The sequence below is a fragment of the Hominimerdicola aceti genome (assembly GCF_025567495.1).
In the GTDB taxonomy this organism is placed as follows: domain Bacteria; phylum Bacillota; class Clostridia; order Oscillospirales; family Ruminococcaceae; genus Hominimerdicola; species Hominimerdicola aceti.
Window position 1 is genome coordinate 150,507 of the sequence record NZ_JAOQJZ010000001.1, and the last position, 14,135, is coordinate 164,641.

10 protein-coding genes and 1 other annotated feature are annotated in these 14,135 nt (G+C 44.9%); of the genes, 5 read left to right on the top strand and 5 right to left on the bottom strand.

All coding sequences use genetic code 11. The features are described 5' to 3' along the window. Nucleotides 1-46 precede the first annotated feature (46 nt). Entirely contained in the window at nt 47-496 is a 450-nt protein-coding gene (locus tag OCV57_RS00885; RefSeq protein ID WP_267300224.1) for a hypothetical protein, read from the top strand. A gap of 35 nt (nt 497-531) precedes the next feature. After that, on the top strand, nt 532-2,055 hold the full coding sequence (gene gpmI, locus OCV57_RS00890) for a 2,3-bisphosphoglycerate-independent phosphoglycerate mutase (RefSeq protein WP_117863195.1): 1,524 nt from the start codon (nt 532-534) through the stop codon (nt 2,053-2,055). A gap of 91 nt (nt 2,056-2,146) precedes the next feature. Here the strand turns inward: gpmI and OCV57_RS00895 are convergent, their stop codons facing one another. Further along, nucleotides 2,147-3,229 carry a sensor histidine kinase gene (locus OCV57_RS00895; RefSeq protein ID WP_267300225.1) on the bottom strand — a complete coding sequence of 361 codons (1,083 nt, stop codon included), beginning with the start codon at nt 3,227-3,229 and terminating at the stop codon, nt 2,147-2,149. A 429-nt stretch (nt 3,230-3,658) separates the two neighbouring features. Between OCV57_RS00895 and gap the strand changes: the two genes are divergently transcribed. Continuing rightward, nucleotides 3,659-4,696 carry a type I glyceraldehyde-3-phosphate dehydrogenase gene (gap, locus tag OCV57_RS00900; protein WP_022287438.1) on the top strand — a complete coding sequence of 346 codons (1,038 nt, stop codon included), beginning with the start codon at nt 3,659-3,661 and terminating at the stop codon, nt 4,694-4,696. A gap of 231 nt (nt 4,697-4,927) precedes the next feature. On the opposite strand, the gene OCV57_RS00905 is transcribed toward gap, so the two are convergent. The 4 genes from OCV57_RS00905 to tyrS form a co-directional block, all read right to left on the bottom strand. Continuing rightward, the gene (locus OCV57_RS00905; RefSeq protein ID WP_267300226.1) at nt 4,928-6,877 is read right to left on the bottom strand and encodes a carbohydrate-binding domain-containing protein; all 1,950 of its coding nucleotides are present in this window, start codon (nt 6,875-6,877) and stop codon (nt 4,928-4,930) included. 98 nt (nt 6,878-6,975) lie between these two features. Beyond that, entirely contained in the window at nt 6,976-7,680 is a 705-nt protein-coding gene (locus OCV57_RS00910; RefSeq protein ID WP_353681361.1) for a DUF4956 domain-containing protein, read from the bottom strand. Then, entirely contained in the window at nt 7,673-8,401 is a 729-nt protein-coding gene (locus tag OCV57_RS00915) for a polyphosphate polymerase domain-containing protein (protein WP_267300227.1), read from the bottom strand. Before OCV57_RS00915 ends, OCV57_RS00910 begins: the two co-directional genes overlap by 8 nt. Nucleotides 8,402-8,599: 198 nt before the next feature. Next, on the bottom strand, nt 8,600-9,817 hold the full coding sequence (tyrS, locus tag OCV57_RS00920) for a tyrosine--tRNA ligase (protein WP_117856625.1): 1,218 nt from the start codon (nt 9,815-9,817) through the stop codon (nt 8,600-8,602). A gap of 64 nt (nt 9,818-9,881) precedes the next feature. Further along, nucleotides 9,882-10,119 (bottom strand) — a binding site (T-box leader). Between the two features lie 319 nt (nt 10,120-10,438). Here tyrS and OCV57_RS00925 point away from each other — a divergent pair. Together OCV57_RS00925 and OCV57_RS00930 are read left to right on the top strand one after the other, a co-directional pair. Then, nucleotides 10,439-12,178 carry an ABC transporter ATP-binding protein gene (locus OCV57_RS00925; RefSeq protein WP_267300228.1) on the top strand — a complete coding sequence of 580 codons (1,740 nt, stop codon included), beginning with the start codon at nt 10,439-10,441 and terminating at the stop codon, nt 12,176-12,178. Further along, nucleotides 12,171-13,937, top strand: a complete 1,767-nt coding sequence (locus tag OCV57_RS00930; protein ID WP_267300229.1) for an ABC transporter ATP-binding protein — start codon at nt 12,171-12,173, stop codon at nt 13,935-13,937. The genes OCV57_RS00925 and OCV57_RS00930 overlap by 8 nt, the downstream gene beginning before the upstream one ends. Nucleotides 13,938-14,135 lie beyond the last annotated feature (198 nt).

The window sequence follows — 14,135 nt, forward strand, 5'->3', positions numbered from 1 at the left end:
ACGGCTGCGGCTGTCCTCTGCTTTTTTTGAACAGGGGGACGCAACTGTGAAAAAAATAATATTTGCAGCATTAGTATTATCCATGTGTATGTCATTTGCAGCTTGCGGAAGCGTTGACGAAAGCAGCGCACCGGCGGCAGAAAACTCTCAGACAACATCTGAAGCTAAGCTTGAAAATGTAACTATCAAAATGGACTCTAGTAAGCTCCTTAGCGGCGTTGAGTTCACAGACAGCGAGCTGCTTGACAAGATAACAGAGTTCCGCACGAAAGTCATGGAAAACGCAGAGGAGAAAGAGCCGGATTCAAAGGAGTACGTTGTTGGCGGCGATTGGCTGGATATAAAATGTTCAGAAGGTCCAGCTATCTACTATGAAGCAGGAGAGAGCAACTATGTCCGTATCGGCGCAAAGACCTATTACACAAGCGACGATACTGCCAAGGAATTTAAGGAATATGTCCTGAGCTTTCTTGAAAAGGGCGGTTATTGGGGATAATACGAATATAAATGATGTTGAAAGGACTAAGAAATATGTCAAAGAAACCCATAGCACTTATCATTATGGACGGCTTCGGCTATAATCACAAGGATTACGGCAACGCTATCAGAGCTGCCAAAACACCTAATATCGACAGACTTCTTGCCAACTATCCGCACACTCTTATCGGTGCAAGCGGCATGGACGTTGGACTTCCTGAGGGACAAATGGGTAACTCAGAGGTAGGCCATACAAATATCGGCGCAGGAAGAATAGTTTATCAGGAGCTTACAAGAATTACAAAGTCTATCAAGGACGGCGAATTCTTCTCAAACGAAGCTTTCACAGCAGCCGTTGAGAACTGCAAGAAGAATGACAGCGCACTTCACCTGTTCGGACTTCTTTCAAACGGCGGCGTTCATTCACATAATTCACACCTCTATGGTCTTTTGGAGCTTGCTAAGAAAGCAGGTCTTACAAAGGTTTACGTTCATTGCTTCATGGACGGCAGAGATGTTCCTCCTACAAGCGGTGCTGACTTCGTAGCTGAGCTTGAAGAAAAGCTCAAGGAAATTGGTGTCGGCAAGATAGCAACAGTAATGGGACGTTACTATGCAATGGACAGAGATAACCGTTGGGAGCGTGTAGGCAAGGCTTATGACGCTATGGTATACGGCGAGGGCAATAAGGCTGATAACGCAGTTGACGCTATCAAGGCTTCCTATGCCGCTGACGTTACAGACGAGTTCGTTGTTCCTACAGTTATCGATGAGAACGGCAAGATATCCGCAAACGACAGCGTTATCTTCTTCAACTTCCGTCCTGACAGAGCAAGAGAGATAACAAGAACTCTCGTTGACGATGATTTCACAGGCTTTGAGAGAAGAAATGGCAGATTCCCACTTTACTATGTATGCATGACACAGTATGACGCAACAATGCCAAACGTTGACGTTGCATTCAAGCCAGCAAGCCTTGAAAATACTTTCGGCGAGTATATCGCAAAGAAGGGTCTTTCACAGCTTAGAATCGCTGAAACAGAGAAGTATGCTCACGTTACATTCTTCTTCAACGGCGGCGTAGAAGCTCCTTTTGAGAACGAGGACAGAGCCCTCATCAATTCACCAAAGGTAGCAACTTATGACCTCCAGCCTGAAATGAGCGCATATCTTGTTTGCGACGAAGTTCTCAAGAGAATAGAGTCTGACAAGTATGACGCAATTATCCTCAACTATGCAAACTGCGATATGGTAGGTCACACAGGCGTGTTCGACGCAGCCGTAGCAGCAGTAGAAGCAGTTGACGAGTGCGTAGGCAAAACGGTTGACGCAGTTCTTGCAAAGGGCGGCATAGCACTTATCACAGCAGACCACGGCAACGCAGATAAGATGATGGAAGAGGACGGCTCTCCATTCACAGCACACACAACCAACCTTGTACCTCTTATTATCGCAGGCGCAGGCAATGTTCTTATTAGAGAGGGCGGCGTGCTTGCTGACCTTTCACCAACAATGCTCAAACTCATGGGTCTTGAGCAGCCAAAGGAAATGACAGGTAAGTCTATCATCAAGGACTAATTTCCATAAAATAATCAAGGCAGTACCGAGAAAATCGGCACTGCCTTTTTTGTATCCCATCTATTCACTTGCTCTGTATATTGCCCAAACCCTATTTCAGCGGGTCAAGCCCTTTAGCCATTATGCAGTAGGTACTGCCGTATGGGTTCGGTATGGGTGGCATTCTGCTCACATGGAACTCTTTCGGCAAACCACGGCTGTCACATGGGAAACTCATGGTCACACAAGTGCCTTTGCCGATCTCGCTGCGATAACTTAGTTCACCGTCAAAACGGTCGCAAAAGCATTTTGCCAGAGCAAGCCCCAACGCCTCGCTGCTACTGTATTTCTGGAATGTGCCAAATGGCGTGATAGCCGCCTGCCATACATCGTCTGTCATGCCGTTGCCGTTATCACTTACTGACAGTATTATCCTGTCGCCCTCAGTTTTTAGGATAAGCTCCACCTGCCGTTGTTCCTTGTCATTGTACATATATGCGTTCACAAGCAGATTTACAAGCACATTTTTAATAAGGCTTTTGTTTGTTTCAAAATAAATGCACGGGTCAATGGAGTATCTGAAAATACAGCCGTCCTCCTCAAGTAAATTGCCTTCTTCGTCGCATACCTCACCGCATATGTCTGACAGGCTCTGATATTCAGTTGTGAAATTGCCACTGAAATATTTTGCAAGTTCTGTCATGTTCACCGTTGCGGAAAATGTCTTCAGTATACGAAGCCTTGCCTCATGGTCAAAATGCTCATATTCAGTGCCGGCTTTTGAAGAGAAGGATTCCTTTTGGCTGTCAAGCATCGCTAACATTTTAGAAAGCTCCATTCTTATGTTGCCGAGAAAATTCGATTTGAAGCGTAAATATCCAGACTTGTCAGAAAGACGTTCTATGTCCATGCAAGAGTAATAGTGTATGAGATAATTCGTTATAATGCCATTATCTCTCAGTGGTTCAAACCGCATTGCCGCCGAGTCTGCAAACCTGCCCTTATATTCAAAGGTAGCTGTCTTTTCAACAGGCAGAATGAAAGCGTTTTCCGGAGTATCGCATAAAGCAGAAATATCTATAACATCAGGCAGATCGCCATGATTTTTCCAAATGACATTAAGCTCAGCGTCAGTGAGGATAATGTTTTCCTCAGACTGAGCATATATCTCTTTCACAGAAGATGTCAGTTCCACTTTGTTAGCCTGCCTTTCATAAAGATCTCATGTAAATATTATAACCTAAACTGTCGGGGTAGTCAATAAAAAATCATCAATATTTGATCATATTTTAAAGAATTTAGCAGTGCTTTGACGGATCAAGACACAGATAGCTTTACGGTGAAGTTTTAAGGCAACACCGCACAAAGCCCGCCTGACGGCTTTGCACGCCATCTGCTTGCAGATTTTCCGCCATATCACACAAAAATCCCTTGACATACGACAGTATGCCTGCGGAATTTTTATGTGACCTGACGAAAAAATCTGACTACGCATCTGACGCACAATCTTTGTGCGGTATTGCCTTAAAGAAAAAAAGTTCTAAGTTTTTTGTAAAAACACTTGCAATGTATAGAAAAATGTAGTATAATAAATACAGAAAAATTTTTAGGAGGTAAATTAATTATGGCAGTTAAAGTCGCAATTAATGGTTTTGGACGTATTGGACGTCTTGCATTCAGACAGATGTTTGGCGCAGAGGGCTACGAGGTAGTTGCAATCAACGACCTGACAAAGCCTTCAATGCTCGCTGATCTTCTTAAGTATGATACAGCTCAGGGCGGTTACTGTGGTAAGATCGGTGAGAACCTTCACACAGTATCAGCAGACGATGAGGCTAATACTATCACTGTTGACGGCAAGACTCTTCAGATTTATGCAGAAAAGGACGCTAAGGATTGTCCTTGGGGCAAGCTTGGTGTAGACGTAGTTCTCGAGTGCACAGGCTTCTATACATCAAAGGCTAAGAGCCAGGCTCACCTCGATGCTGGTGCTAAGAAGGTAGTTATCTCAGCTCCTGCTGGTAACGACCTCAAGACTATCGTTTACTCAGTAAACGAGAAGACACTTACAGCTGACGATACAATCATTTCAGCTGCATCTTGCACAACAAACTGTCTTGCTCCTATGGCTAATGCTCTTAACAAGTATGCTCCTATCCAGAGCGGTATCATGAGCACTATCCATGCTTACACAGGCGACCAGATGATCCTTGACGGTCCTCACAGAAAGGGTGACCTGAGAAGAGCAAGAGCTGGTGCTGCAAACATCGTTCCTAACTCAACAGGTGCTGCAAAGGCTATCGGCCTTGTAATCCCAGAGCTTAACGGCAAGCTCATCGGTTCTGCACAGAGAGTTCCAGTTCCAACAGGTTCAACAACAATCCTTACAGCAGTTGTAAAGGGTGCTGACGTAACAGTTGAAGGCATCAACGCTGCTATGAAGGCTGCATCTTCTGAGTCATTTGGCTACAACGAGGATCCAATCGTTTCTTCTGACGTTATCGGCATGAGATTTGGTTCACTCTTCGATGCTACTCAGACAATGGTATCTAAGATCGCTGATGACCTCTATGAGGTACAGGTAGTTTCTTGGTACGACAACGAGAACTCTTACACATCACAGATGGTAAGAACAATCAAGTACTTTGCTGAGCTTGCATAATCTGCACAGCCAAAACTAAATTGCTTACTAAAGACCGCTTCTTCGTGATGCGGTCTTTTTTTTGCGTATGTATACAACAAAGGTGAGCAAATATGGGTAAACACTGTTAGTCCCTACGATTTATATTACACAAATGTAGGGGACGGCGCCCTCGACGTCCCGCATATTATGAACGATAAACCAGCCAAATAAAAAAGGACGAACCCCGAGTTCGTCCTTTTGTCGTTCATATCAGAAACCACGTCCTCCGCCATGACCTCTGCCAAAGCTCATTCCCGTGGAATTAGAAGTAACAATGCCGTCAATAGTCACGGTTTCCGACTGCGACCCTGCCGTAATGGTGTATGTTTCGCCTTCCTTCAGGTCAGCGCTTGTGAATACAACGCTCTGCCAAGCCTTTGTAGGGGTAAAGCTTAAGATCTCCTTGCCGTCACTGTCAGTGATAGTCAGTTTTTCGTTTGCTGAAACTGTCGAACCAAGATCGTGCAGAACACTGTATTGTGTGGAGTTGTCACCGAAGCCTTCTTCCATTCCAACTGCACCACAGGCGATGAGCGTTCCACCTGTTACAGTTGCAGTGCCGTTGTAGTCAAGTGCACCGTTGCCACCGTTAGTAGGTCCGCAAACGTAAACTGTACCGCCTGCCATTGTGAAGTTGCCATTTGAGTCAAGTCCGTCGCCGTCAGCGTCAATGGTTACAGTTCCTCCGTTGATGTTAAGTTCAACACCGCCCTGTGATGAGAATTGGTCAGTACCCATTCTGTCTGTTGATCCAGTGTCGCTTCCGCCTGCGCAGTTTATTCCGTCATCGCTTGCTACCACTGATATGGTGCCACCGTCTATTGTCACAATAGATCCCTCGATACCCTCATAGCTCTTTGTGATGTCTACAGTGCCGTCGGATATGGTCAGATTTCCGTCAGCGTGCATTCCGTTGTCACCCGACGCCACAGAAATGTTTCCCCCTGTTATAACAATGTTTCCGTTGCTGTGTACTGAATCGTCTGCCGAATCTATCTTGATCTCGCCGCCGCTTATGTTCACCTCGCTGCCTGCCTTTAAAGCCTTTGCAGATGTTGAAGTGTTGTCAGATGTGTCCGTACTGTCGCTGTCTGTAGTAGTGTTAGCCGCAGTTTCTATGGTAAGCCCCGTGTCGTCAGCCGTAGGCATTGCAGGCGGGTCGCCTCCCATGCCGTTTCCGTTATCGTCAGGTCTGCCCATTCCGTTCGGACCACCACCACCGTTGCCCATGTTGTTCTGCCAATCGCTGTTTGGTGTGCCGTCAGACTTCATAGAAGCGTTTGCACTTCCACCGCCTGTGGTGATGTTAAAGCTTCCGCCCTCGATAGAAAGCACAGTTTCCGCCTCGAATGCGTCATTGTTTGCGACTACTGTGAAGCTTCCCCCTGTCACGCTTATAAAGCCTTTGTCAGAAGTCTCTGTGTTAGTGGATTTTATGCCGTTCGTGCCTGCGGAAATGTTGAATGTTCCGCCAGATATCTTAACGCTGTCCTTGCCCTCCATGGCGGTTGAAGCCGAGGTCACATTGATATTGCCGTCAGTGATAACAAGATCGTCCTTTGAAACTATGCCGTGCTTGTAGTTCGCATTCACAGTAAGTGTACCGCTGCCGTTTATAGTAAGGTCGGCTTTGGAGAAAATAGCACCGTCTGTGTTGCTGTCATCTTCTCCTAAAGAGTAGCTTGCACTGTCCGTCAAAACGTTCTCTGTGCCGTCCTCCAGCACGATATAAACTTTTTTTGCTTTGCTCACGAGCAGGGGAGCGTTGTCAGCACAAGTTATGTCAACTCCATTGAAAATAAGCTTTATTTCAGCCGTCTTGTCCGCTGAAACGATTATCCTGCCGTTGGTCGCCGTGCCTGAAAGAATGTAAGTGCCTGCCTGCGAAATGGTAACAGTTTCCCCTTCTGAGGTCGCACCCTCACCGTCTATAGCCGCACTGCCATCAGCAAATCTGATCCCTACTGAGCTTTCCTCGTCATATCCAACGTCAATGTCCTCTGCCGCAATGCTTGCGTCAATGTCAGACTTTGTCGCCTGAGAAATACTGCTTGTGGTCTGTGAAGAATTTGCACTCTCTGAACAGCCTGAAAAAGCCGTGACTGTGATAAAAAACGCCGCCGTGATAGCTGCCAGCTTTTTAGTGTCCGAAATTTTCATGAAAAATACCCCCTTGTATGGTAAAAAAGGTTGAAAAAAGCCGCACAAGACCGCTTTTGTCTTGTGCGGTTTTGCTTATGGATACTTTTGTTATTTTGTCAGAATGATTGTTCCTCAATGTCTGCTGCCACTGCACACATTATCTCAAGGTTGCCGTTTCTGCATCTAAGTTCGTCAATAAGCTTCTTTTCGTTAGCATCACCCTTTAGCTCTATGCGATATCTCAACTTGAAAAGGCTTCCCATATTTGTGGTCTTTACCGAAACAAGCTCACATTCTGAAAGATACTTTTCAAATATATCGTCAAATACCTCCGTGTAATCAAGGCTTTCAGGGATAGTGATACTAAGATCCTTGTGACCCGACTTCTTTTTGCCAATAGGCAGAAGAGTGTAAATAATGTTCAGCAGGCTCACGCACACCGCAAGCATAAGAGCAAGTGCCAAGTGATTTGTTCCCGTTGCAAGACCCACCGCCATTGAAAGGAAGATAGCACAAATGTCCATGGCACTTCCCGGTACAGAACGGAATCTTACCAAGCTGAATGCACCCATAACAGCCACACCAGTACCGATGTTTCCGTTTACAAGCATTATCACTACCTGTACTATCACAGGCAGCAAAGCAAGCGTCATCATAAAGCTCTTTGTTTTTTTCTGCCTGAAGTTGAAAGCAAACGCTATTATAAGACCAAGCACCAACGAAGCCGCAGTGCAGAAAACAAATTCGTTTGTAGTTATCGCCGCCACGGTCGTTTCAGTGGTGGTCACAGTAGTAGCCGCAAGAGTAGTTGAATTAAGCACAGCTTATCACCTTACCTTTATGTATTTTTTCAGAAAATTCGTTAAAATACGCAGTTCCGTATTTTGAGAATGACGCAGGATATATCTCCAGTTCATCAAGTATAGCCGATAACCAAAGAGGCATAGCGTTCGGTATCTTTATCTCCATTACCCTCATGCCAGCAGGCAGAAGCTCTTTTCCCCAAATGCCCTTGTCAAGCTCCTTTTGCTCCTCACGGTAAAGAATGTGCGTGTCAAAGGTCAGCCTAAGGGACGGGTCTTCCGCACCGCAGTAAGCAAGTCTGTCATAACTCAGATACATTGCAGGAGCAATGCCCTCATAGAATTTGAGAAAATATTTCAGCTCGTTCTCTATCTGTGGATTATCATGAGGCACATCTTTGCCTGCAAAGAAATCACGGGTCTGTGCAAGGGTCATTTCAATACGTCTCTTGTAGACCACACCCTTGTATTTCTTTTTAAGCTCCACAAAGACCATGTCTTCATCATTAGGTACGCCGTAGCTCCTCACTCTCAGCTTTTCCTTGTAAACAGGCTTTTCAATGGAGTTTCTCACAAGCTGATGACTTGGTGTGTCATAATATATGTTGCAGATAGTGCTTTTGTAATATCTGTCTTTGACAAAATGCCCATCGAGCTTTTTTATAAGCTTTTCATAAGTCGGTTCATCAACGATATATTTTTTCTCTATCCGTCTGAACACTTCCTGATTGCCATTCATATCCACGCCTCTTTTCGTGTTTTTTTCGTATGCTTCGTGTAAACTTTCCTTTGATTAAAAGTATATATGAATAACTTTAAATATAGCTAAACCTTATATGTATTTTGTGTGAATGTTTATGAATATTGCAAAAAGCCTTATATATATACAAAAAACGGGTGAACTTCTGTCCACCCGTGGAAATTATTTTGTACTATATTATTCCGCAATAGCCTTGTGGAAAACCTTCTTGCCCTTCTTGATAACAACAGGCTCAGAGAGATCAACAAGACCCTTAGGGTCAGTGAATTTCTCGCCATTCACCGCAATGCCGTTCTGAGTAACAAGACGTCTAGCCTCGCCATTTGAAGGACAAAGTCCGCACTTAACAAGAAGCGTAAGAATACCTATCTTGCCGTCAGTAAGATCAGCCGCCGCAATAGTCGTGCTAGGCATATCGTCGCTGTTTCCGCCGCCTGCAAAAATAGCCTTTGCCGCAGCGTCAGCCTTGTCAGCCTCTTCTTTGCCGTGAACAAGCTTTGTCAGCTCGTAAGCCAAAAGCTCCTTAGCCTTGTTGTATTCGGCACCCTCCATGTGTTTCTCCATTTCCTCTATCTCCTCGATAGGAACGAATGTGAGCATCTTCAGGCACTTGATAACATCAGCGTCACCAACGTTTCTCCAATACTGATAGAACTCGTATGGAGAAGTCTTTTCAGGGTCGAGCCATACAGCACCCTTTTCTGTCTTGCCCATTTTCTTGCCCTCAGAGTTGAGCAGGAGAGTGATAGTCATTGCATAAGCGTCCTTGCCAAGTTTCTTTCTGATAAGCTCAGTGCCGCCCAGCATATTAGCCCACTGATCGTCACCGCCGAACTGCATATTACAGCCGTAATCCTGGAAAAGTCTGTAGAAGTCGTATGACTGCATTATCATGTAGTTAAATTCAAGGAAAGTAAGACCCCTTTCCATTCTCTGCTTGTAGCACTCGAATGTAAGCATCTTGTTTACAGAGAAGCAAGCACCAACGTCACGAAGTACATCAACATAATTAAGGTCGAGAAGCCAATCGCCATTGTTTACGATAATAGCCTTGTCATCAGAAAAATCAATGAAGTGTGACATCTGCTTTTTGAAACATTCAACATTGTGGTTGATAGTTTCCTTTGTCATCATTTTTCTCATATCAGTCTTGCCTGACGGGTCGCCTATCATAGCCGTACCGCCTCCGATAAGAACGATAGGCTTGTTGCCTGCCATTTGCAAACGCTTCATAAGGCAAAGTGCCATAAAGTGACCAACGTGGAGTGAATCAGCAGTTGGGTCAAAACCAATGTAGAAAGTCGCTTTACCTGCGTTGATAAGCTCCTTTATCTCCTCCTCATCAGTAAGCTGAGCAAGAAGACCTCTTCTTTTCAGTTCTTCAAATACTGTCATTTTTCATACCTCCGTATTATTTTTTTGCGGTACATAAATAAAAAATCCCCTGACAGAATATCTGTCAGAGGACGAATTATCGTGGTACCACCTCAGTTTATCGGGAAACTCCCGACCTTACAGGCTCAGCAGAAAGCGAAGCCACAGCACTGTAACGTGTGCAAACCGTTTCGCCTTACGCAAAAGCTTTCTCAGCGAACAGCTCAGGAATGTATTCACACTTTGTAGAAATGCTTTCTCTCACCGACCGAAAGCTCTCTGAAATTTCGCAAAAGGCTACTTATTTCCGTCATAGCATTTAAACCTATTGATATGACTATAGCACACTTTCACCCTTTTGTCAACCCCCTTTTTTAGGAGTGAGGAATGAGGAGTGAGAAATGAGGAATGAAGGTATCGCCTGCGGCGATGATTATTGTAGGGGACGACGCCCTCGGCGTCCCGCTCGGAGGTGCGAGGCTTGAATCATCACAAACTATGCCGGTGTATAAAGACGTGCAAATTTTTTGCCCCTGCATTATCCCCCACTTTTTTAAAGAATTAACTTATTCGTCTACAAATGTACAAAAACATATGATATAATAAAATTTATATGATTTTATTTAGTTGGGAGAAAGAAAAATGCTGAAGCTTTTTAGGTATCTGAAAAACTATAAAAAAGAAAGCATAATCGGTCCGCTGTTTAAGCTTATCGAAGCCTGCTTCGAGCTTGCAGTGCCACTTGTTATGGCTAATATCATCGACGTGGGTATAAAAAATCAAGATAAACCCTATATCTATAAAATGGGTGGCGTGCTTGTTCTCCTCGCCTTCTGTGGTCTGGCTTGTGCGCTGACTGCTCAGTATTTCGCCGCAAAAGCGTCCCTAGGCTTTGGAACAGCCCTCCGACGTGACCTCTTCAAGCATATCAATTCACTGTCCTATGCGGAGATAGACAGCGTTGGAAGCCATACCCTCGTCACACGAATGACAGCGGATATCAATACCGCTCAGCAGGGCGTGAATATCCTCCTTCGTCTGTTTCTTCGTTCGCCTTTTATCGTTTTAGGCTCAATCATAATGGCATTCTCTATCTCAGTGAAGCTTACCCTTATCTTCCTGATAATCGCACCTTGCCTTGCCTATGTTATCTACCTTATAATGCACATCACTATCCCGCAGTATAAGAATATCCAGAAAAAGCTGGATAAAACTAACCTTATGACAAGCGAAACTCTCACAGGTGCAAGAGTTATCAGAGCATTTTCCCGTCAGAAAGACGAGGAAAAAGAGTTCGCTGATAATACCGAAGAGCTCAAACGTCAGCAGATTATCGCAGGAAGAATTTCCGCCCTTATGAACCCTGCCACCTATGTTATCGTAAACTTCGCTATCATCGCTATCATTTGGTTTGGCGGCAAAACAGTTTATTCAGGCTCTATCTCACAGGGCGAAGTGATAGCCCTTGTAAACTATATGAACCAGATACTCTTGGCACTCCTTGCTATGGCGATACTCGTTACAAATATCACCAAAATGCAGGCTTCCGCTATTAGAATAAACGACGTTTTCGCTGTGGAGCCAAGTGTATCCGATAAGGATAATAAGCCTGTCGCAACTGACGGTAATGCCCCATGCGTAGAGTTTAGGAACTGTTTCTTCTCGTACGCATCAGCAGAAGCCGACTCCCTTTCGGGTATAAGCTTCAAAGCCATGAAAGGCGAAACTATCGGTATAATCGGTGGTACAGGCTCGGGTAAAACCTCTCTTATCAACCTTATACCAAGATTTTATGACGTCCGTCAGGGCGAAGTCCTCGTTGACGGCGTTGACGTAAAAGAGTACCCATTCTCACAGCTCAGAGGTATGATAGGCATTGTTCCTCAGAAAGCTGTCCTCTTTAAGGGTACTATAAGACACAATATGCAGTGGCGTGATAAAAACGCCACGGACGAGGATATCTGGAACGCTCTTGACATTGCTCAGGCAAAAGACTTTGTAGAGAAAAAGCCTGATAAGCTTGACGAAATGATCTTGCAGGAGGGCAAAAACCTCTCAGGCGGTCAGCGTCAAAGACTTACCATTGCAAGAGCATTGGTTGGTGATCCTGAGATACTCATTCTTGACGACTCAGCCTCTGCCCTTGACCTTGCCACAGATGCAAGACTAAGAAAAGCTATCCACGAAAAAACAAGCGGTATGACCGTTTTCATAGTTTCACAGAGAATCTCATCTATAAAAAGTGCCGATAAGATAATCGTTCTTGACGATGGCAAAATAGCAGGTATCGGCACTCATTCAGAGCTTTATAAGGGCTGCGAGGTATATAAAGAAATATGCCTTTCACAGCTTTCAGAAAAGGAGGCGCAGGCAAATGGCTAAGCAAAGCACAAAAAACAAGCTTGATACCTCAGCTCTCAGACCGCTTCTCAAATACGCAAAACCGCATATGTGGCTGTTCGTCCTGTCCATGGTCTTTGCGGTCATAGCAGTTGCCACCACACTTTATGCACCTATCCTTGTCGGCAATGCTGTTGACCTTATCATAGCCAAGGGACTTGTAGATTTTGACGGAATTATCAATATCATCATCAAGCTTGGCGTAACAGTCACCGTAACAGGCATTGCCCAGTGGCTTATGTCACTTTGTACAAATAAGATAACCTATTGCGTGGTAAGAGATATCCGAAACGATGCTTTCGCAAAGCTCCAAAAGCTACCCCTTTCTTATATCGACTCCCACCCTCACGGTGATATAATCAGCCGTATAATCTCCGACTTGGAGCAGGTGTCAGACGGACTTCTCATGGGCTTTTCACAGCTTTTCACAGGCGTATGTACAATTTTTGGTACACTTGGATTCATGCTCTCCATAAACGTGAAAATAACCCTTATCGTGGTTATCCTCACTCCGCTTTCCCTATTTGTCGCAAGATTTATCGCCAAGAACACATTCAAGCTTTTCCACCAGCAATCAGTTGCAAGAGGCGACATGACCAGCCTTGTTGAGGAAATGACAGGCAATCAGAAGGTAGTAACAGCATTCGGCTATCAGGAAGAAGCTGAGGAGCAGTTTGAAGAAGTGAACCTGAAACTCCAGAAAGTTGGACTTAACGCCACATTCTTCTCCTCACTCACCAACCCATGCACACGTTTTGTAAACAACCTCGTCTACATGGCTGTCGGTATCGTGGGCGCACTCTCCGTAATAAAAGGCGTGGGCTTTACAGTTGGTAACCTTAGCTGTTTCCTCACCTATGCAAATCAGTATACAAAGCCTTTCAATGAAATATCAGGCGTTATCACCGAGCTTCAAAGTGCATTCGCTTCTGCAAAGCGTGTTTTTGAGGTCATAGACGAAACAGAGGAGATACCTGACAGCTCTAACGCTACTGTCCTTACCTCCGTTGACGGCACATTGGACGTTGACAACGTGTCATTTAGCTATGTGCCTGATGTGAAGCTTATCGAGAATTTTAACCTCCATGTAAAGAGCGGTCAGCGTACAGCTATCGTAGGACCAACAGGCTGCGGCAAGACCACCATGATAAACCTCCTTATGAGGTTCTATGATACCGACAGCGGCGAGATACGCATAAGCGGCGAGCCTATAAAGGATTGTACACGTGATTCCATGAGAAGTATGTACGGCATGGTCCTGCAGGAAACGTGGCTGAAAACAGGCACCATAAGAGAGAACCTCTGCTACGGCAAGCCTGACGCCACCGAGGAAGAAATGATAGCCGCCGCCAAGTCAGCCCATTGTCATGGCTTTATAAAGCGTCTGCCAAAGGGCTATGATACCGTTATTTCAGACAGCTACAGCACTATCTCCGCAGGACAGAAACAGCTTCTCTGTATCGCACGAGTAATGCTCTCGTTGCCGCCAATGCTCATTCTGGACGAAGCTACATCGTCTATAGATACCCGTACGGAGATATTGGTACAGCGTGCCTTTGAGAAAATGATGCAGGGCAGAACGAGCTTTATAATCGCCCATAGACTTTCTACTATCAAGAACGCAGATACTATCATAGTAATGGATTCGGGACACATAGTAGAGCAGGGAAGTCATGATGAGCTTATGGCAAAGAACGGCTTCTATGCCGATCTCTATAACTCACAGTTTGCTGTGACGTGACGTAGGGGCGAACAGCGTTCGCCCGTCTTGTTACCGCACAAATTAATTGATTTACGTTTTACAATGTAACATTATAAAATTGTAAGGGCGACCCAAGGTCGCCCTTTTGTACTCTGCCACCCTTATTTTTATCATAAAAATTATTGACTTTTATCTTAAAATTGTTGTATAATGTTATATATTTCACGGGATATACAC